Below are 19,694 nucleotides of genomic sequence, written 5' to 3'. Positions count from 1 at the left end.
GCCGGCGGCAGGATTGAAAAGGAAAAGACATGGCGAAATCCAGGGAAGCTGAGCTCGTATTCGTGCCGCTGGGCGGTGTCGGCGAGATCGGCATGAATTTCGCGCTCTATGGCTTCGGCCCGGCCGACAATCGCGAATGGCTCATCGTCGATGTCGGCGTGACCTTCCCCGATGCGACCTTGCCCGGCGTCGATCTGGTGCTGCCGGACACGCGCTTCATCGAAAGCGAGCTGCACAATCTGCGCGGCATCGTCATCACCCATGCGCACGAGGACCATTACGGCGCGCTGCTCGACCTGTGGCCGCGCCTGAAGGCGCCGGTCTGGATGACGCCGTTCTCCGCAGGCCTGCTGGAATCCAAGCGCCAGGCCGAGGGGGGCGGGCCCAAGGTGCCGGTGAACATCTACCGCGCCGGCGAAACCTTCACGGTTGGGCCTTTCGTCATCGAGGCTGTGGCCGTCACCCATTCCATTCCCGAGCCGATGTCGCTGGCGATCACCACGCCGCTCGGAACGGTGGTCCATACCGGTGACTGGAAGATAGATCCCGCGCCGGAGATCGGTCCGTTGACCGACGAGGAGCGTTTCCGCGCGATCGGCGACCGTGGCGTGCTGGCTCTGGTCTGCGATTCCACCAATGCCATGCGCGACGGCGATTCCCCGTCGGAGCAGGCGGTGGGCGAGGGGCTGCGCGGCGTCATCGAGAAGGCGCCTGGCCGTGTCGCCGTCACCACCTTCTCTTCCAATGTCGGGCGCATCCGCTCCATCGCGGAAGCCGCGCGCGACACCGGCCGGCAGGTGCTGGTGCTCGGCCGCTCGCTCAAGCGCGTCATCGACGTCGCCAGCGAGCTTGGCTACATGGACGGCCTGCCGGAGTTCGTCAGCGAGGAGGACTACGGCTACATTCCGCGCGAGAACCTCGTCATCATCTGCACGGGCAGCCAGGGCGAGGCGCGTGCGGCGCTCGCCAAGCTGGCGCGCGACGAGATGAAGTCCGTGGGCCTGTCGCCCGGTGACATCGTCGTGTTCTCGTCCCGCACCATTCCCGGCAACGAGAAGGCCATCCTCGAGATCAAGAACCTCCTGATCGACCAGGGCTTGAAGATCATCGAGGACGGCGACGCGCTGGTGCATGTTTCCGGCCATCCGCGCCGCAGCGAGTTGCGCCGCATGTATGAATGGGTGCGGCCGCGCATCGCCGTGCCGGTGCATGGTGAGGCCGCGCATCTGGTGGCGCATGGCGGCCTTGCGGCTGCCTGCGGCGTGCCCGAGGTGGCGCAGATCCGCGACGGTGACATGCTGCGGTTGGCGCCGGGTGCCGCCGAGATCGTCGACCAGGTGCCGTTCGGCCGCATCTACAAGGACGGCAAACTGACCGGCGACGACGAGGCCATGGGTATCCGCGAGCGGCGCAAGCTTTCCTTTGCCGGCCATGTGGCCGTCAACGTGGTGCTGGACGATCGCTATGAGATTGCGGGGGAGCCGGACCTCGTGGCGATCGGGGTTGCGCAGGTGGACGCAAGCGGCGACGATATGGAAGAGCTGATGCTGGATGCGGCAATCGGCGCGGTCGACAGCATACCCCGCGCGCGCCGAAAAGACCTGGACCTTGTCCAGGAGGCCGTGCGTCGCGCTGTTCGCGGCGCCGCCAATGAGGCCTGGGGCAAGAAGCCGCTCGTGACGGTGTTCGTCACGCGCTGACCATGTATCGGTGAGGATAATGCTGGGCCGTCTCAATCACGTCGCCATCGCCGTACCGGACCTCGCCGCCGCGAGCGCTGTCTATCGCGATACGCTGGGTGCCAAGCTGACGGAGCCGCAGGCCTTGCCCGAGCATGGCGTGACGGTGGTGTTCATCGACACCGGCAACACCAAGATCGAACTGCTCGAACCTCTGGGCGAGGGGTCCCCGATTGCGGCGTTCCTGGAAAAGAATCCTGCCGGCGGCATGCACCATCTGTGCTATGAAGTAGATGACATCATCGCCGCGCGTGACCGGCTTAAGGCGGCCGGCGCCCGGGTGCTCGGCGATGGAACGCCGAAGATCGGTGCACACGGCAAGCCGGTGCTGTTCCTGCATCCGAAGGATTTTCTCGGCACTCTGGTCGAACTGGAACAGGTGTAGTCACATGGGCTGGATTTCGGGCGCCGCGATTTTCTTCATCATCTGGTGGACGGTGCTGTTTGCTGTCCTGCCCTTCGGCCTGAGAACCCAGGACGACGACCACGCCGTCACCTTGGGCACGGAAGCCAGTGCGCCGCGCGGCCCGCATATGCGGCGCGCCATCATTTTCACGACGATCGTGGCGGTGATTCTTTTCGGCATCTACTACTACGTCACGAACGTCTTGGGCTATAGCTTCGACGACCTTCCGAATTTCACACCGAAGTTCGACTGAGGCGCCCTGCGTCCTGGAGACGCAACGGACGCTCCGGTGACCGAGACCTGAAGCCGCACGTTTCTTATAGACGCTTGCGGCTTTTTGCGCTGATCGTCGTCCAGCCATGGGCGCAATGCGCTGCCTGCTATCGATTTCCCTTCTCGCGTACCCGACTTCTTCCGGCCGTCCAGGGGCCGGGAAGGGCGCGCCAGCGCGCTTGTCGCCCAAAATACCTTTTAAAAAAGATATTTTGGGCCTTTTACCGGAAAGTAATTTAGTCTAGTGATTTAGTGTATTAAACGAAGCGCAGACGAATCTCTTCACTGCTTCCGTCCAGGTCGATCAGACGGCGAGAAAAGAGGTAAGTTGTTGATTGCGCAAAAAAAATGCAAGGCACGAGGCCTTGCAATTGAACGCGTCCGATCTGCTTTCCGTTTTCCGGCGGCTGCGTATTATCGCGCCTAGATCGCATCCTCCCAAGACTTTGACCGCGTAGGAGAGCAGATTTTTCTCTGCCCTCTCGATTATTTGAGCACACTAGACCAAGCTGCGATGAATTGTCACGAACAATTTTGCGTGTCGGGGTGACGAGATGTGCTGCACTGCACAATAATGCGCCAGCCCTTGCCTCTGCGGTAGGCAGTGGCGCCATTCGCGCGAGGGGCGGCAAAATGCCATCGCGCCGCCAAAACGCACGCGAATCCGCTTCGGGTTTCCAATCGGCCTTGAAATGGCTATGAAGCGCGGGCAGGCAACACTGCGCCGGTGCCGATTCCGGTTCCGGTTCCTCTTTCTTCTTTGACGGAACTCCACATGCGTCTATCGCGCTACTTCCTGCCCATCCTGAAAGAGAACCCGCGCGAGGCGGAAATCGTCTCTCACCGGCTGATGCTGCGTGCCGGCATGATCCGCCAGCAGGCGGCCGGAAGCTTCTCTTGGCTGCCGCTGGGCAAGCGCGTCCTGGACAAGGTCTGCCAGATCATCCGCGAGGAGCAGAACCGCGCCGGTGCGCAGGAGATCCTGATGCCGACCATCCAGTCGGCCGACCTGTGGCGCGAGAGCGGCCGCTACGACGACTATGGCGACGAGATGCTGCGCATCAAGGATCGCAACAAGCGCGACATGCTGTTCGGCCCGACCAACGAGGAAATGGTCACGGAAATCTTCCGCTCCTACGTCAAGACCTACAAGGACCTGCCGCTGAACCTCTACCACATCCAGTGGAAGTTCCGCGACGAGCGCCGCCCGCGCTTCGGCGTCATGCGTTCGCGCGAGTTCCTGATGAAGGACGCCTATTCCTTCGACATCGACTACGAAGGCGCCAAGGCGGCCTACAACCGCATGTTCGTCTCCTACCTGCGCACCTTCACGCGCATGGGCCTGCAGGCGATCCCGATGCGCGCCGACACCGGCCCGATCGGCGGCGACCTCAGCCACGAATTCATCATCCTGGCCGAGACCGGCGAGAGCCAGGTCTATTGCGCACGCGAGTTCCTGAGCCTGCCGGTGCCGGGCGAGAACACCGATTTCTCCAACGACGAACAGATCGCCGGTATCGTCAAGGAATGGACGACGCCCTACGCGGCCACCGACGAGATGCATGACGAAGCCGCGTGGAATGCCGTTCCCGCTGGCGACCAGCTCTCGGCGCGCGGCATCGAGGTCGGCCACATCTTCCACTTCGGCGAAAAGTATTCGAAGCCGATGGAGGCCAAGGTGGCCGGCCCCGACGGCAAGGACCACTACGTGTCCATGGGCTCCTACGGCATCGGCCCGTCGCGCCTCATCGCGGCCATCATCGAGGCCAGCCACGACGAGAACGGCATCATCTGGCCGGAGGCCGTGGCGCCGTTCCAGGTCGGCATCATCAACATGAAGACGGGCGACTCCGATTGCGACCGCGTCTCGGAAGAGCTTTATGAAGCGCTCACTGCTGCAGGCAAGGAAGTGCTCTACGACGACACCGACCAGCGCTCGGGCGGCAAGTTCGCCACCGCCGACCTGATCGGCCTGCCGTGGCAGGTCATCGTCGGCCCGCGCGGCGTGGCCGCCGGCGAGGTCGAGATCAAGAACCGCCGCACTGGCGAACGCGAGACGCTGTCGATCCCGGCGGCAATCGCCCGTTTCGGTAAGGCCTGATGGCTAAGGCGGCGGCCAAGCCGGCTGGCGCCGGACCCTTTTCCGCCTTCGAGCGCATGGTGGCATGGCGCTACCTGCGCTCGCGGCGCAAGGAAACGGTCATCTCGGTGATCGCCTCGATCTCGTTCGTGGGCATCATGCTGGGCGTGGCTACCCTCATCATCGTCATGGCGGTGATGAACGGTTTTCGCGCCGAACTGCTCAGCCGCATCCTCGGCATCAACGGACATGTGATCGTTCAGCCGGTCGACATGCCGCTGGAGGACTACGATGCGGTCGCCGGCCGCATCAACGGCGTGGCCGGTGTCAAATACGCCATCCCGCTGATCGACGGCCAGGTGCTGGCCCAGGGCGAGGTGGGCGCCGGCAACGGCGCGCTGGTACGCGGGATTCGCGGCCAGGACCTCGGCAAGATCTCGCTCGTCGCCAACAACATCAAGGAAGGCTCGCTCGTCGGCTTCGACGACAGCGAGGGCGTGGCGATCGGCAGCCGCATGGCCGACAATCTCGGCCTGACGCTCGGAGACACCATCACCCTGATCTCGCCGGAGGGCGACATCACCCCGATGGGCACCACGCCGCGCATGAAGGGCTACAAGGTCGCGGCGATCTTCGAGGTGGGCATGTCGGAATACGATGCGTCCATCGTCTACATGCCGCTCTCCGAGGCGCAGCTGTTCTTCAACATGGAAAAGCGCGCCCAGACCATCGAGGTCTTCGTCGACAATCCCGACGCGATCGATGCGCTGAAGCCTACCATCGAGGATGCGGCGCAGCGGCCGGTCTTCGTCTCCGACTGGCGCCAGCGTAACCAGACCTTCTTCTCGGCGCTGCAGGTCGAGCGCAACGTCATGTTCATGATCCTGACGCTGATCGTGCTGGTGGCCGCGCTCAACATCATCTCCGGCCTCGTCATGCTGGTGAAGGACAAGGGCAGGGACATCGCCATCCTGCGCACCATGGGCGCCACACGCGGCGCGGTCATGCGCATCTTCGTGATGACGGGGGCTGCCATCGGCGTCACCGGCACCATCGCCGGCGTCGTCCTGGGCATCGTCGTGTGCCTGAACGTGGAATCGATCCGCCAGTTCTTCTCCTGGCTGTCGGGCACGGTGCTGTTCAATCCCGAGCTCTATTTCCTGAGCAAGCTGCCGGCCAAGATGGATTTCAACGAAACCGCCAGCGTAGTCGCCATGGCGCTCGTCCTGTCCTTCCTGGCGACGGTGTTCCCGGCCTGGCGCGCCGCCAAGCTCGATCCGGTCGAAGCATTGCGATACGAATGATGGCTAGCGAAAAGATCATCGAACTGAAGGGCGTAGAGCGGCATTATACGCAAGGGTCGCGCAAGCTCACCATCCTCAGCGGCACGGAGTTTTCGCTGCGGCGCGGCGAGATGGTGGCGCTGGTGGCCCCGTCCGGAACAGGCAAGTCCACGCTGTTGCACACGGCCGGCCTGCTGGAGCGGCCGGATGGTGGTGACGTGATCCTGGCCGGCCGCGCCTGCGGCCGCCTGTCCGACGACGAACGCACGGCCATCCGCCGTAACGACATCGGCTTCGTCTATCAGTTCCATCATCTTCTGCCGGAGTTTTCGGCGGTCGAGAACGTGATGATGCCGCAGCTGGTGAAGGGGCTGGCGCCGGCCGAGGCGCGCGCGCGCGCCAAGCAGCTGCTCGACTATATGCAGGTCGGCAAGCGCGGCGAGCACCGCCCCTCCGAGCTTTCGGGCGGTGAGCAGCAGCGCGTCGCGATCGCGCGCGCGGTCGCCAATGCGCCGCTGGTGCTGCTGGCCGACGAGCCGACCGGCAATCTTGATCCGGCCACCGCGAGCTATGTGTTCGACGCGCTGTTCGCGCTCGTGCGGCAATCCGGCCTGGCGGCACTCATCGCCACCCACAACCACGAGCTCGCCGCCCGCATGGACCGGCGGGTCACGCTCTCCGAAGGCAAGGTCGTCCCGCTCTGAGGCGGGCGAGCTTGGGCTTGGCTCTGGCTCTCCCTTCTGCATTCGGCCGGGCTGAATCCCGGCTTGCGGTCGCTCCGCTCCCTTGGCCGAATGACACGGACGGGGCTGCAGATCGACCTTAGGATTGCGGTGTCGAGCCTGTCCCCGGACTGCCGGTTGCGCGTCCGAGGCCTGGGTCGCCGGAACCTCCGCATCTCGCTTCGATCATGCTCCGGCCCGAGGACGACGGGATGAAGGCTTCCGCATGCCTTCAACGCCGTCTGCAGCAGGAACCTTCAACAAGTTAAGATTGAAGGTATTCGGCAAGCTCTCAGCGCTGGCGGAGGTCCGCACAAGCATGTGTGCCGCTCATCCTCGCTCCTAACGGGGAGTGATAGCGGGGGGATGGAGCGTTCGTGAATGGCTGCCTGTAGGCGCGCCTGCCTCCGTCATCCTCGCGCCCCGAACGAAAGTGGTAGCGGAGCGATGGAGCGTCCGTGATTGGCTGCCTGCGCGGCCCCACCTCCGTCATCCTCGTGCCGGAGCACGAGCGAAGCGAGGTGCGGAGGTTCCGGGGACCCATGCCGGTCGGCCAAAACTGCTGCAGCGGTGCAGGCTTCCTACCCTCGAGTCCGACGACCGCCCCTCTGCCCATCCTGAGCATCTAGAAGGATCACAATGGCCAGACGGTGAAAACCGGGCGTGGCGACGATGAAGCATGCGCCGCGCGGCGTTAATGCCCACTTAACCCTGCCGCGACCTCAGGCCGCGAAGCCGCCATCGTCGATCACCTCACCCATTGACGAGTGAACAAAAATAGAACAAACTAACAACATATCGAATACACGAGGGAATCATGACCGATCTGTTCCAGGATGTCATCTCGCTGATTTGCATGAGCGCGTTTCTGGTCACGATGGCGATGTGGATCGGCGCCATGTGATCGTCCATTACCGGAATACGGGGCAGGGAGGGGGCCGTCAGCCGGCCTTGCGTTCAGCCTCGGGCATGATCTCGGCCGGGCCGAACACGGTCTCGAAAGAGGCCTTCAGTGCCACGTCGAGATCAGTCATGGTGACCGGCAGGCCGAGGTCCACAAGGCTAGTCACGCCGTGCTCGGATATGCCGCACGGCACGATGCCGCCGAAATGCTCGAGATCGGGTTCGACGTTGATGGCGATGCCATGAAAACTCACCCAGCGCCGCAGGCGGATGCCGATTGCCGCGATCTTGTCTTCGGCCGGCGAACCGTCGGGCATCGGCGGACGGTCCGACCGCACCACCCAGACGCCGACGCGGTCCTCGCGCCGTTCGCCGCGCACGTTGAACCGATCGAGCGTGGCGATGATCCAGGCCTCCAGCGCCGCCACGAAGGCGCGGACGTCCTCGCGCCGGCGCTTCAGGTCGAGCATGACATAGGCCACCCGCTGGCCGGGACCGTGATAGGTGTATTCGCCGCCGCGACCGGCGTTAAAGACCGGGAATCGGTCGGGGTCGACGAGGTCCGTGGGCTGCGCGCTGGTGCCGGCGGTGTAGAGCGGCGGATGCTCCACCAGCCAGACCAGTTCACCGGCCGATCCGTCGCGAATCGCTGCCGCGCGCGATTCCATGAAGGCGAGGGCGTCTTCGTAGGGGGTGAGACCAGGCTCGATTCGCCATTCGACGGCCGGCGAGTCGGCCGCCGGCAAAAAAGATGTGTCGATCTGGCTGCGCTGATTCATGGCCTGGCCCCGAAAAACTCTCCTTCATATGGCTGCGGCCACGCAAAAGGTCCAGTTTCTCTGCGCGGGCAGCGCGGTTTTCAGGGCTTGAAGCAAGGGATTCCGCTGCGTCGTCACAAAGAATTCGAATATTCGTCACGGCGTACTTGTGTCCCCCAAAACGATTTGCTACATGCCCCCTGCCGGTCGGAACCGGCCCTTCTGTGACGTGCGGTCGTGGCGGAATTGGTAGACGCGCAGCGTTGAGGTCGCTGTGGGGCAACCCGTGGAAGTTCGAGTCTTCTCGACCGCACCATCACAGAAATCGCGGTGCTTAAGCGATTGATTTGGTTATCTCTTTTCTGAGCTGCGCGGAGTTTCCCCCTCAGGGTGCAGGCGCAGAGCGTTCCTGATCTTTTCCGCAGCCTGCTTCGCCAACCTCTTCCTGTCGGCGGTTTTTGTGTAGTGACTGGCCATCGTGCCGCCCGTCCATCCGAACAGTGATTCCAGCTCGGCTACGGTGGCCCGGCATTCGCCGCACGGGTCGCGCCGATCTTGCGGACACCATGCGCCGACTTCTTCACGCCGGCCGCATTGCAGGCGGCGCGGAAATAGTTCCCGAACGTCTCCTTGATCAACGGCTGTCCGTTATCTCCGACGATGAATGCCAGATCGCCGGTCGGGCCGACCTCAAGCGTCTTGGCTAAGTCCGGCAGGATCGGGATATTGACCTCGATGCCCGTCTTTTCCGTTTTGAGTGAGGCGACGCCATCGCGAACATGCTGGCGACCGATACAAACGGCATCGCCGCGGCCCAGGCCTGTGTAGAGCAGGACGTGAAGCCAAACGCGCTCTTTAGTTCCTTCAGGCCGCCGACGCTCGTAGGCCAGCACGTCGTCCTCAGTCCAGGCCGCCGCCCGTTTTGGAAGTCGGCGGATTTTGCTTTTCAACCTTTCTTTCGAACGTCAGGACCACATCCAGATCATCGGTCGCCGGAAGTTCAAATCGTTGATTGTTGTTCGCCATACGAAGAAGTAGCGTGATGAGCGACTGTCGGGACTCGCCTGCTGGGGAGAGGGCATGAAAAGTGGGCTGCGCCGACTATTCTTATTCGCTGGTATAGCGTGCATTCTCATTTGCCAGCCTGCCTCTTCCCAACAAGCCGACCAGACGCTGACGCTGCCGACCATCAAAATCAGTCCGAAAAAGCCCGCAGCACACGCGGCCCGCAAGCAGGCCGTTCAGGTTCCGTCGGCTCCGCCATCCGCACAGCCATCAGCGCGACCTGTCTCAGCGCCACCATCGCCCCCGCCTTCGGCACTGCGTCCCTCAGAACCGACCGAGACCACCCCGACGACACCGGTGACAGGCACCGGAGTTGAGACATCCCGCATCCCGGCAGCGGTCAACAAGATCGACGCCAAACAATTCGAGGCGCAAAGCTCGCCCAGCGTGGTCAGCACCATGCTGATCAATGTGCCGAGCGTTTCGTCAACCAACGAGAGCGGCAACTCCTTCGAGCCCGACCTGCAGTTTCGCGGCTTCCTGGCGACCCCGATAACCGGCACGCCGATAGGTCTCGCCGTCTATCAGAACGGCGTGCGCATCAACGAGGCGTTCGGCGACAACGTCCACTGGGACTTCATTCCGCCCGACGCCATCCATGTGATGGACATCGTCACCGCGAACCCGATCTTCGGTCTCAACGCGCTCGGCGGCGCGGTGGTCGTGCAGATGAAAAACGGCTTCACCTATCAGGGTGCCGAAAACGACTTCGTGGTCGGCTCGTTCGGGCGGGTTCAGGACTCCTTCCAGTGGGGCAAGCAGGATGGCAACTATGCCGCCTATTTCGCCATCGACGGCGCTTATGAGAATGGCTTCCGCGAGCGCTCGTCCTCGACGATCCGCCGCCTTTACGGCGATGTCGGCTACAAGGACGAGCAGAGCGAAATCCACCTGAACGTCACGGCGGCGGACAACTTCTTCAACGCTCCGGCCACGACGCCGGTCGAGCTGCTCAAAAGAGACTACAGCGCCGTCTACACCACTCCGCAGAGCGACGACCTGCAGATGGGGATGATCAGCCTGCAGGGAAACACCAAGCTGTCCGACACGCGGACGTTGGCGGGTACGCTCTATTACCGACACCTGTCCGACAAGCATGTGGACGGAAACGATACGGACGTACAGGTCTGCGACGATCCAACCCTGCTCTGTTTCACCGACGGTACCACGCCGGCAATCGGCAGCAATGGCCAGCAGCTGCCGAACCTTTTTCCGGAAGGCGCCGTACTCGGCCAGATCGACCGCAACAGCACGCGCACCAATGGCTGGGGCGGCACGCTCCAGATAACCGACACGGCCAAGCTGCGCGACATGGACAACACCTTCGTGCTCGGCGCATCGCTCGACATGGCCGGCTCGAACTTCAATGCCAATTCCGAGCTGGGTACCGCCGATCCCGATACGCTCGTGATCACGGGCAACGGGCAGTATCTCGGATATACGACCAGCGATGAAGGGTCGATCGGTCCGGTCAAGCTGCGCACCAGAAACACCTATGTGGGCGTCTATGCGCTCGACACGCTTGACGTGACCAAGAAATTCACGCTGACGCTGGGCGGCCGGTTCAACTTCGCCAATATCGATCTCACGGATCTGCTCCAAACCGGTCCCGGCTCGCTCACCGGCGATCACCAGTATGCCCGTTTCAACCCGGTCATCGGAGGAACCTACAAAATCACGCCCGACGTGGTGGGCTATGCCAGCTATTCGGAATCGAACCGTGCCCCGACACCGCTCGAACTCGGTTGTTCGGACCCCAACCTGCCATGCGTCATCGACACTTTTCTGGTGTCGGACCCGAACCTCGACCAGGTCGTTTCCCGCACGGTCGAGCTCGGGCTGCGCGGCAAGACCAATCTCTCCGGCAACCAGACGCTCGGCTGGAAGCTCGGGCTCTACAGAACCGACAATTCGAACGACATCCTCAATGTGGTGGCCCCGATCGGCATGACCTTCGGCTATTTCGCCAATGTCGGGAAGACGCGCCGCGAGGGCATCGAGGCAGCTGTCAACTACACCAAGGGCGACTGGTCGGCCTTTGCCAGCTACGCCTATGTCGACGCAACCTACCAATCCTACATCACGCTCAATCCGCCTTCCGGTGACCCCGCCGGCGACGAACCGATACAAGTGGTGCCGGGCGACCACATCTCCCGCATCCCTGCGCACCACTTCAAGCTTGGCGTCGACTACAAGGTCAACGACAAATGGACGGTCGGCGGCAACGTGCTCGCCGTCGGCAGCCAGAATTTCGGTGGGGACGAGTCAAACGAGAACCCGAAACTGCCCGGCTACGCGACGGTCGACCTGCACACCACCTATCAGATCACCAAGAACATGCAGTTCCATGCGGAGATCGAGAACCTCTTCAACACAAAGTATTATCTGAACGGCACCTACTTCGATAACACGAGCTCCGTGGGAAGCCTGGTGGGAGGCCACAACACGGACACGGTGACGCCGGGCAAACCCTTTGCCGTTTATGCTGGATTGAAGGTCACCTTCTGACCCTTGCCGAAACGGGTTTCCTGAACAGATTACCTCGAGCGCGATTAGTGCGCCTTTTTGAGAGGCCTGTTTTCTTGAGGTCATTTCAGGCAAGGGGAACGTAATGGTTGGAAGTCATTGCCTGTTCGGTGTCTTTGCAGGGGCACTCCTGGCTGTGCTCGGACCCATAGAGGCCAAGGCTGCCGTCCCTCCCGCGCCGAAAAAGATTTCAGTCGAGTTGAACAAACTCGAACCCGTCGGCAGGGGTTGCCGAGCCTATGTCGTGGTCGATAATGCCACCGAATCCGCCTACTCGGTGCTGAAGCTCGACCTCGTCCTGTTTCGTCCGGATGGCGTGATCGACCGGCGCATTGCCATCGACATTGGGCCGCTTCCAGCGAGCAAGAAGGACGTCAAGACCTTCGATCTGGAGGCTACGCCGTGCAGCCAGATCGGAAGCATATTCGTCAATGACGTGCTGGAGTGCAGATCCGGCGAACAGGATGTGTCTGACTGTCTGGACAAGATCGCGGTGTCGTCCCGCGGGCCTGCCGCGCTTTCCAAATAGGGACGGCAAGCGGCCCCAGAGGGCGGAAACTTTCCCGAGATTGCGGAGTTGATTGGCATGGAATCCAGCCTTTCCGTCATCGATCTCGTCCGACACGCAGACCCGGTGGTTCAAGCCATCGTCCTCGGTCTGGCGCTCTGTTCCGTCGCTTGCTGGGCGATTATCATCGAAAAGCTCATCAGGCTCACCAGCCTCCGGCGCCAGATCAACGCCTTGGAACAGCTTGCCGTGCATGGTGGGCGTGGCGCCGGGCAACTCTCCGGTGTCGCGGGGGCCGTCATGTCCGCCGCCCGGAGCGAACAGGCGGATCTCGCCTCGGGCCTGGCATCGCCCTACGAGGCGCGTTCGCGGATCGAGGAAACCATGCGCGCGGCGATGCTCATCGAACTGCGACGCCTCGAAGGGGGGCTGCCCTTTCTCGCGACGATCAGCTCCGCAGCGCCATTCATCGGCCTTTTCGGCACGGTCTGGGGCATCATGACGAGCTTTGCCTCGATCGCGCAATCGCAGGACACCAGCCTTGAGGTCGTTGCGCCGGGTATAGCCGAAGCTCTGTTTGCCACCGCGGCCGGGCTTGCCGTCGCGATACCCGCCGTCATCGCGTATAATCAGATCTCGGCGGTTCTGGGTCGCGCGGCGCAGAGCGGCGGAGCGGCAATACCGCCCATCGCAAGGGCTCTTGCTTACGAACGCGCAAGGACCCCTCAGGAGGTCGACTGATGGCCATGTCGCCTCGGCAAGCGCTCGGTGGCCGGGACGGTCTCGTCTATCGCCCCTCGGCCGAGATCAACGTCACGCCGCTTGTCGACGTCACGCTCGTCCTGCTCATCATCTTCATGGTTGCCGCGCCGCTGATGATGACCGGCGTACGCGTCGACCTTCCGCGCACAAGCGCCGAGAAGATCGGGCAAGTGAAGAAGCCTGTCATCGTGACGGTGGCGCCGGACGGCAGCGTCTATATTCGCGACGAGCGCGTCGCACTGGCCGACTTAGCGGCCCGTCTCGACGCCCTGCGCGCGGCAGAGGGCGACGCCATCGTCTACATCCGCGCCGACAAGGGCACGGACTATGGCGTGGTGATGGACATGCTGGGCCGCGTGAACGCTGCCGGGTACAAGCGGTTCTCCTTGCTCGCCCAGGCTCCGGCGAAAGATGTGGCCTCCCCGTGAACCTCTTCGGCCGGCGTCCGCGCTACGGGCCCTGGCAGGCGGCGCGCTGGACTGCCATAACATTGTCCTTGCTGGTCCATGGCGCCGTTGCGGCATGGATTTTCAGTGCCTCGAGTCAATCGAACGAGCGTCAGCTCGAAATCCCTATCGAAGTCACCGCCGCTCCGCTGATCGACGAACCGCTGGTTGCTCCCTTGCCCGTGCCGCCCGAAGCTCCCTCGGTCCAGCAGGAGGCCGAGGTTCCGGCTTCCGAAGCCCAGCAGCAGGTTGAAGCGGGGCCCAGGTCTCCCACCGCAGCAGAAGCGACCCCTCCGTCCGAGGCAACGGCCGACAGCGGCCCGACCGAAACGGTGCCGGCGACACCGCCCTCCGAGGAATTGCCGGCAAGTCAGCCGCCGCTTACCACAGTCTCCCCAGAGACGCCCCCGACCGTGGCGACAAAACCATCGAAGGTCAAACCCGCGGCGTCTCAGGCCCGGACCAAAACCCGGGAGAAGCTGGCCGCCCGCGAGGGCTCGACGGCGCAGCAATCCGCGTCCCAGCACGCCGCTACAACTCCGAATGACCCCCGCGCGCAGGCCAGCTACATGGCCAGGGTCGCATCGCGCCTCCTGTCGCGAAAGTATTATCCCGGCGGGGCGCCGTCCGGATCGGTGGTTGTCAATTTCAGCGTATCTTCGTCGGGCAAGGTGATGAGCCGTAGGGTCGTCCGAAGCTCCGGTTCCTCGGTCCTCGATCGGGCGGCCTTGAACATAGTGGACAAGGCCGCGCCATTCCCTCCCTTTCCCAAGGGCGTGACCGCTCCGCAGTTGAATTTCAACGTGCCGATGAACTTCAGCAGGTGATAAGCGTCCGCTTCGGGGCAGACGCCACCATGACGCCTTATGATCCGAACGTCTGCTTTTGCTCTTCTGCGCCAAAAGCTGCCAGTCAGCATGCGGCCCCGAGCGGCAGTCGCGGGCCGGGCGAGCCCTGTCAATGAGATATGGCGGAAGAGAATGGGAGTCGAACCCACCAAAGACCGTCTGACGGCCTCTCCCGGATTTGAAGTCCGGACGCCCCACCAGGGACGATTCTCTTCCTTATCCACACGCCAGCGGCTCAACGATGTGCCAGGTCGCCGAACAAGTCCAGCTTGCGGCGGTTCAGCCGGCGCCGGTCGCCTCGCCTGATCGTCACGCTGTTGCGGTCGAAAAACTCGAGGATCTGGATCGCAACTTTGCGGCCGCTGTCCACATGGTCGCGAAAGCAGCCGGCGATGAACCAGCCGTCTTCTCGGCTGGCGTCCAGATCGGTGAGTATCGTGACCATCTCGGCAATTGTGGTGCGCAGGAAGAATCGGTCCTGCGCCACCTCGTGCACGCGGCCCATGCGGCCTGCCAGCTTCAGGAGGTGGCGGATGTCGTCCTCCCTTTCGCCGAGCAATTCGGCTATGTCGCGCACGCGCGGGGGACGGAAGCGTGCGCCGTCGCCCAGCAGGGGCTCGACCTGCCGCCAGAGCCGTTCCTCCCGCGGCCCCATCGTCGCCTCGTGGCCGGCGAGCCGCAGCCAGGCTCCGTCGAGCACGACCAGCCCCTCTTCCCTGAGCACGGTAAGCGCGGTGCGGAAAGCGGGCGCGGGCAAGCGCGGCCGCAGGGACTGCCGCAGCCGCTCGAGGCCGATGCCGGTGAGGTCCGGGTTGTCGGCATGGAACTGCGCCAGCCGCTCCAGGAGGCCGGTGCGGAACATCCGCCAATATTCGGGAAGCAGCAGGAGCGCGGAGGTCCCGTCAGCCAGCAGCACGGCGTCGAGGGCTTGGGCGAACGTGGCGGGGTCTTCCAACAGGGCGCGGTCGCGCAGGAAGGCGGAAGCGTCAAGATGATAGGGCTCGATTGCGAGCAATGCCCTTGCCGCCGCGACTGGGTCTTCCAGCGCATGTGCCTCCAACTGCGCCCGGCGCTGCGGACTGCGCCTGCCGCGCTGCGGGCCGCGAAGGTCCAGGAATCGACCGCCGCCGATCGTACGCTGGGCCGAGACGTCGCGAATGACGAAGCGATCGCCTGCCGCGGCGGCGATGGGGCGCTCCAGAACAAGTTGGACGCGGCTTTCGCTGCCGGGCTGCAGCTCCTCGTCGCTCAGGAGCACGATGCGCGCGCCGACTTCGGCCGAGGCGTGATGCAGCCGTGCCGGAAACCATTGGCCGAGCGGTTTTCGTTCCGAGGGAAGCACGCGTAGCGTTGCGTCGATACGGCCGGTCGGAGCATGCAAAGTGGGATCCACGACCATGTCGCCGCGCCCGATCGCATCCTTGGAAATGCCTTCGCCCGCCAGGTTGAGCGCACAGCGGTCTCCCGCCTTGCCGCTCTCTCTTTCCCGGTTCTGCGCGTGCAGCGAGCGCACCCGAACAGTTTTGCCCGAGGGGCTGACGATGAGATGGTCCCCGACGCGCACGCGCCCTGACAAGACCGTGCCGGTCACCACCGTACCGACCCCTTGGATGGTGAAGGAGCGGTCCACGGCCAGGCGGAAGCGGCCGCCGCTGTGGCGATGGCCGAATGTCCGCGCCGTCTCCATGAGCAGATCGCGCAGGGCATCGAGGCCCGCACCGGTAACCGTGGAGACGCACAGTATCGGCATGTCCCTGAGGCCGGTTGCGGCAAGTTCGTTGCGGGCCTGCGTTTCCACCTCGCTCAGCCGCTCCGGCGCGACGAGGTCGCTCTTTGTGATGACGGCGACGCCCCGCTCGATGCCGAGCAGGTCCACTATGGCCAGGTGCTCGCGGGTCTGCGGCATCACGCCATCGTCTGCCGCCACCACCAGCATCACGAAATCGATGCTGGCGGCACCGGCAAGCATGGTGTGGATGAACTTTTCGTGCCCCGGCACGTCGACGAAGCCCAGTACCTCGTCTTCCGTCTCAGGCAGCGGCACATAGGCAAAGCCGAGATCGATGGAAATGCCGCGTGCCTTTTCTTCCTTCAGCCGGTCGGTGTCGACCTCGGTCAGCGCCTTTACCAGCGCGGTCTTGCCATGATCGATGTGACCCGCCGTGCCAATGATCATGGGGCAGGGGCCTTTCCGGCTTCCGCTTCGGCCGCCCGAATCTGCTCCGGGTTCAGCGCGGTGCGCGCGGCCTTGATGAAGGGGGCGGCAAGCGCGCTGCCGTTCTTCTGCGCGCGCAGCAGCCAGGCAAGTGCTGCGACCGGGTCGCGCTCGACGCCTATTCCCAGATGCAGGGCGGCCCCCAGCATGGCCTGCGCGTCGGCATCACCGGCCTCGGCGCCTTTGCGCCACCAGTAGGCGGCCTGCGCGGCGTCGCGCGGAACGCCAAGCGCGTTGTGATGGATCATGCCGAGCCGCGTCATCGAGGAGGCGATGCCGTTCTCCGCTGCCTTCCTGGCCCATAGCCGCGCTTCCAGGGGATCGAAAGCGACAGCATCGCCCTCCAGCAGCATCCAGCTCAGCATGTCCTGCGCCTGCGCATCGCCCTGTTCCGCCGCCAGCCGGTAGAGGCGGGCCGCCTCCGCATGGTCCGGATCGATGCCTTCGCCCTTGAACAGCAGCGAGGCGAGATTGCGCTGTCCCGAGGCGTCGCCGGCCTCTGCCGAAAGCGCCAGCCAGCGGCGGGCGAGATCCGCGTCCTTTTCGACGCCGAGCCCGCCGGCGAAACAGGCGCCGATATTGTTCTGCGCCCGCGCATTGCCGCCGCGCGCCAGAGGCTCCCAGATGGAGAGGGCGGTCGCATAATCGCCGGATCTCGCGGCGACAAGCGCCGTCTCCATCGCTCGTGCGGTCTCGTCTTGCGGCGTTTTTCGCGTGAAGAACTCGGCAAGGCGCATCACGGCACCCCGCTATGCGTCCGGCCCGGAGAGATTGGCCGAAAACCGCTCCTCGTCTTCCAGGCAGCGCAGGTCCAGGATCAGCGCGCCGTGCTCGATGCGGCCTATCACCGGCATTGGCAGCGCGCGGAGCCGCGCCGAAAGATCGGCGAGCGCCGAGCCGCTGCCGTCCTTCGGCAACACGGCCAGGCCGGCGCTGGCGATGGTGGCAAGCGGCAGCGCGCCCGAGCCGATCTGGCTGAGGCAGTCGCCCACCGCAACATCGAAGGCAGGGCCGGCGAAAGCCGCCAGCTTCGGCGCCAGCCTTGCGGCCAGTGCGGCGATGTCGTCCAGTGAACGAGAGAGCAGGCGCAGCGTCGGCAGCCTTGCGGCCAGCCGCTGCGGGTCTCGATAGAGTTTGAGCGTCGCTTCGAGTGCCGCGAGCCTGATCTTGTCTACCCGCAGTGCCCGTTTCATCGGGTTGCGGTTGATCCTGGCGATCAGCTCCTTGCGTCCGACGATGAAGCCGGCCTGCGGCCCGCCAAGCAGCTTGTCGCCGGAAAAGGTGACGATGTCAGCGCCGTCTTTGACGGCTTCGCGCACCGTCGGCTCGTGCGCAAGCCCGAAGGCGGCAAGGTCGGCCAGCGTGCCGGAGCCCAGATCGTTGACGAGCGGCACGCCCTTCTGCCGGGCGATGCCCGCCAGTTCGGCGGCGGTCACCTCCCGGGTGAAGCCCTCGATCCGGTAGTTGGACGTATGCACCTTCAGCAGCAGGCCGGTATGCTCGCCGATCGCATCGGTATAGTCGCGCGGATGCGTGCGGTTGGTGGTGCCTACTTCCACCAGCTTCGTGCCGGCGCGCGCCATGATGTCGGGCATGCGGAAAGCGCCGCCGATTTCGATGAGTTCGCCGCGCGAGACGATGGCTTCCTTGCCGGAGGCCAGGCTGTTCAGCACCAGCAGCACGGCGGCGGCGTTGTTGTTGACCAGGGTGGCGTCCTCCGCCCCGGTCAGCTCGCAGACCAGTGTGCGCAGATGGTCGTCGCGTTCGCCGCGTTTGCCGGAGGAAAGGTCGAATTCCAGCGCCACCGCCTCGCGCATGGCATACGTCGCGGCCTCTATTGCGGCTTCCGCAAGCACCGCGCGGCCAAGATTGGTGTGAAGCACCGTGCCGGTGAGGTTGAAAAGCGGGCGAAGGCTCGAGCGCTCGGCCGCTTCTAGTGTGAGCGCCGCACGCTCGGCCAGCGCCTGTGCGGATAGAGCCGCCGCGCCGGCTTTCATGTCCTCGCGCGCGGCCGCAAGTGTGTCGCGCACCGCTTCCGTCACGGCCGCGCGGCCGAAACGTTCGGCGGCCTTGCGGGCGGCCTCGCTTTGCAACACCTGGTCTACGGAGGGCAGACGCCGAAGGCTTGCCTGAAGGTCGTGGCCCGGCTGTTCCTTGTTGCTCTGCTCCATGGCGACCTCAAAAGCCGGCAAGCAGTGGTGCGAAACCGCCGCGGCGATAGGGTTCGGCGCGCATCAGCATGTCCATGCCGAGGCTTGCGACATCGTCGGCCACGGGATCGGCGTTGGGTGAGTTCTTCTGGTAGATGATCTTCAGCCAGCTCTGGCACTTGTCGCAGGTCTCGGCCTTGACCGCGCCGCCGCCGTCCTCGACCTCCTTGTAGCCGACGCCCTCAGTGGAACCGCAGCAGACACATTTGATGCGCACATAATGCCACATGGTGCTGCAAAGCGAGCAGACGCAGAAGCGCGCGCCATGCGCACCCGTCCAGTCGACCACCATGGAGATGGAAGGGAGGCTGCCGCAGGCCGGGCAGATGCCGTCGGCCACCGGCTTGATGGTCTTGGGATCAAGCGAGGATGCCAGCCGGGAAAAATGTACCTGAAGCGCTGCCCAGATGTAGATGTGCTCCGCAATCGCGTCGGGAGGCAGCAGGCCGGAAAATATCGCACTCACCATGTCGCGGCGATTTAGAGCGCTCGCATGGGCTACGGCTGAAAGTGCGGCAGCAGCGTTTGGCGGCTTGTCGATCATTTCCGCTTCCGCGAAAAGCCGGTCGAATATGATGGCGAGGCCTTCGTCGGAGGTGGATTTTTCACGGTCGATCAGCGGCATGCCGAATTCTCGGGCGCGCGCTATCTCCTGCCCGTCGGCTGTTGGGGCCGAGCCGAGTTGCGTGGCGACCTGCTGCTGGGCCTCGGAGAGGTCGGCGACAAAGCTGAGATAGGGTTCTAGCGGAGAAACCGAAGCAAGTGTGCGCAGGCGCGCCGCGCGTCTTGCGAAAAGCGAGCCCGGATCGGGCAATCTGACGAAGGGAGGCGAGGAGACTTCACCAATTGCGGTGGGGTCCGGCGTCAGCTCTGGCTTGCCTGCCATATCGATACCTCACGAACCCTACGGGCCACGTGGACCTGAAAATGTATTTTGCGCACCATGTGCT

The 19,694-nt window shown here is 64.0% G+C and carries 16 protein-coding genes, 2 tRNA genes and 1 pseudogene; 12 read left to right on the top strand and 7 right to left on the bottom strand.

Annotated elements, in window-relative coordinates; all coding sequences use genetic code 11:
• Window positions 1-29: 29 nt before the first annotated feature.
• From ABLE85_RS06250 to ABLE85_RS06225, 6 genes are all read left to right on the top strand, one after another.
• A complete protein-coding gene (locus tag ABLE85_RS06250; RefSeq protein WP_348791834.1) occupies window positions 30-1,700 on the top strand; it encodes a ribonuclease J in 1,671 nt (556 codons plus the stop codon).
• Window positions 1,701-1,719: 19 nt separating this feature from the next.
• Window positions 1,720-2,124: a methylmalonyl-CoA epimerase gene (gene mce, locus ABLE85_RS06245; RefSeq protein ID WP_348791833.1), complete on the top strand. Its 405-nt coding sequence runs from the start codon at window positions 1,720-1,722 to the stop codon at window positions 2,122-2,124.
• A gap of 4 nt (window positions 2,125-2,128) precedes the next feature.
• Window positions 2,129-2,398 carry a DUF1467 family protein gene (locus tag ABLE85_RS06240; protein WP_348791832.1) on the top strand — a complete coding sequence of 90 codons (270 nt, stop codon included), beginning with the start codon at window positions 2,129-2,131 and terminating at the stop codon, window positions 2,396-2,398.
• Between the two features lie 795 nt (window positions 2,399-3,193).
• The gene (gene proS, locus ABLE85_RS06235; protein ID WP_348791831.1) at window positions 3,194-4,519 is read left to right on the top strand and encodes a proline--tRNA ligase; all 1,326 of its coding nucleotides are present in this window, start codon (window positions 3,194-3,196) and stop codon (window positions 4,517-4,519) included.
• Entirely contained in the window at window positions 4,519-5,802 is a 1,284-nt protein-coding gene (locus tag ABLE85_RS06230) for a lipoprotein-releasing ABC transporter permease subunit (protein WP_348791830.1), read from the top strand. The genes proS and ABLE85_RS06230 overlap by 1 nt, the downstream gene beginning before the upstream one ends.
• The gene (locus ABLE85_RS06225; RefSeq protein WP_348791829.1) at window positions 5,802-6,485 is read left to right on the top strand and encodes an ABC transporter ATP-binding protein; all 684 of its coding nucleotides are present in this window, start codon (window positions 5,802-5,804) and stop codon (window positions 6,483-6,485) included. Before ABLE85_RS06230 ends, ABLE85_RS06225 begins: the two co-directional genes overlap by 1 nt.
• A 959-nt stretch (window positions 6,486-7,444) precedes the next feature.
• Here the strand turns inward: ABLE85_RS06225 and lipB are convergent.
• Window positions 7,445-8,185 (bottom strand): lipoyl(octanoyl) transferase LipB, encoded by a 741-nt coding sequence (lipB, locus tag ABLE85_RS06220; protein WP_348791828.1) that lies wholly within the window; start codon window positions 8,183-8,185, stop codon window positions 7,445-7,447.
• A 210-nt stretch (window positions 8,186-8,395) separates the two neighbouring features.
• On the opposite strand from lipB, the gene ABLE85_RS06215 reads away from it, so the two are divergent.
• Window positions 8,396-8,480 (top strand) — tRNA-Leu (locus ABLE85_RS06215).
• A 35-nt stretch (window positions 8,481-8,515) separates the two neighbouring features.
• Here the strand turns inward: ABLE85_RS06215 and ABLE85_RS06210 are convergent.
• Window positions 8,516-9,027: pseudogene (locus ABLE85_RS06210) on the bottom strand (tyrosine-type recombinase/integrase); the annotation flags it as partial.
• 499 nt (window positions 9,028-9,526) lie between these two features.
• Here ABLE85_RS06210 and ABLE85_RS06205 point away from each other — a divergent pair.
• The 5 genes from ABLE85_RS06205 (at window position 9,527) to ABLE85_RS06185 (ending at window position 14,298) form a co-directional block, all read left to right on the top strand.
• Entirely contained in the window at window positions 9,527-11,737 is a 2,211-nt protein-coding gene (locus ABLE85_RS06205; protein ID WP_348791827.1) for a TonB-dependent receptor, read from the top strand.
• 103 nt (window positions 11,738-11,840) lie between these two features.
• The gene (locus ABLE85_RS06200) at window positions 11,841-12,284 is read left to right on the top strand and encodes a hypothetical protein (RefSeq protein ID WP_348791826.1); all 444 of its coding nucleotides are present in this window, start codon (window positions 11,841-11,843) and stop codon (window positions 12,282-12,284) included.
• A 57-nt stretch (window positions 12,285-12,341) separates the two neighbouring features.
• Window positions 12,342-13,004: a MotA/TolQ/ExbB proton channel family protein gene (locus tag ABLE85_RS06195; protein ID WP_348791825.1), complete on the top strand. Its 663-nt coding sequence runs from the start codon at window positions 12,342-12,344 to the stop codon at window positions 13,002-13,004.
• Window positions 13,004-13,453 (top strand): biopolymer transporter ExbD, encoded by a 450-nt coding sequence (locus tag ABLE85_RS06190; protein ID WP_348791824.1) that lies wholly within the window; start codon window positions 13,004-13,006, stop codon window positions 13,451-13,453. Before ABLE85_RS06195 ends, ABLE85_RS06190 begins: the two co-directional genes overlap by 1 nt.
• Window positions 13,450-14,298 (top strand): TonB family protein, encoded by an 849-nt coding sequence (locus ABLE85_RS06185; RefSeq protein ID WP_348791823.1) that lies wholly within the window; start codon window positions 13,450-13,452, stop codon window positions 14,296-14,298. The genes ABLE85_RS06190 and ABLE85_RS06185 overlap by 4 nt, the downstream gene beginning before the upstream one ends.
• Before the next feature lie 141 nt (window positions 14,299-14,439).
• Here ABLE85_RS06185 and ABLE85_RS06180 read toward each other — a convergent pair.
• The 5 genes from ABLE85_RS06180 to fdhE form a co-directional block, all read right to left on the bottom strand.
• Window positions 14,440-14,535: transfer RNA gene (locus ABLE85_RS06180), tRNA-Sec, on the bottom strand.
• Window positions 14,536-14,554: 19 nt separating this feature from the next.
• Window positions 14,555-16,495, bottom strand: coding sequence for a selenocysteine-specific translation elongation factor (selB, locus tag ABLE85_RS06175; RefSeq protein WP_348791822.1), 1,941 nt, complete (start codon window positions 16,493-16,495; stop codon window positions 14,555-14,557).
• Entirely contained in the window at window positions 16,492-17,214 is a 723-nt protein-coding gene (locus tag ABLE85_RS06170; protein WP_348792119.1) for a tetratricopeptide repeat protein, read from the bottom strand. Before ABLE85_RS06170 ends, selB begins: the two co-directional genes overlap by 4 nt.
• Window positions 17,215-17,283: 69 nt before the next feature.
• Entirely contained in the window at window positions 17,284-18,705 is a 1,422-nt protein-coding gene (gene selA / locus ABLE85_RS06165) for an L-seryl-tRNA(Sec) selenium transferase (RefSeq protein ID WP_348791821.1), read from the bottom strand.
• Between the two features lie 7 nt (window positions 18,706-18,712).
• Entirely contained in the window at window positions 18,713-19,630 is a 918-nt protein-coding gene (gene fdhE / locus ABLE85_RS06160) for a formate dehydrogenase accessory protein FdhE (RefSeq protein ID WP_348791820.1), read from the bottom strand.
• Window positions 19,631-19,694 lie beyond the last annotated feature (64 nt).

The sequence above is a fragment of the Mesorhizobium sp. KR1-2 genome (genome assembly GCF_040045035.1).
In the GTDB taxonomy this organism is placed as follows: Bacteria; Pseudomonadota; Alphaproteobacteria; order Rhizobiales; family Rhizobiaceae; genus Pseudaminobacter.
Note: the sequence above shows the minus strand (reverse complement) of the source record. Positions and strands in the feature narration are given on the sequence as shown.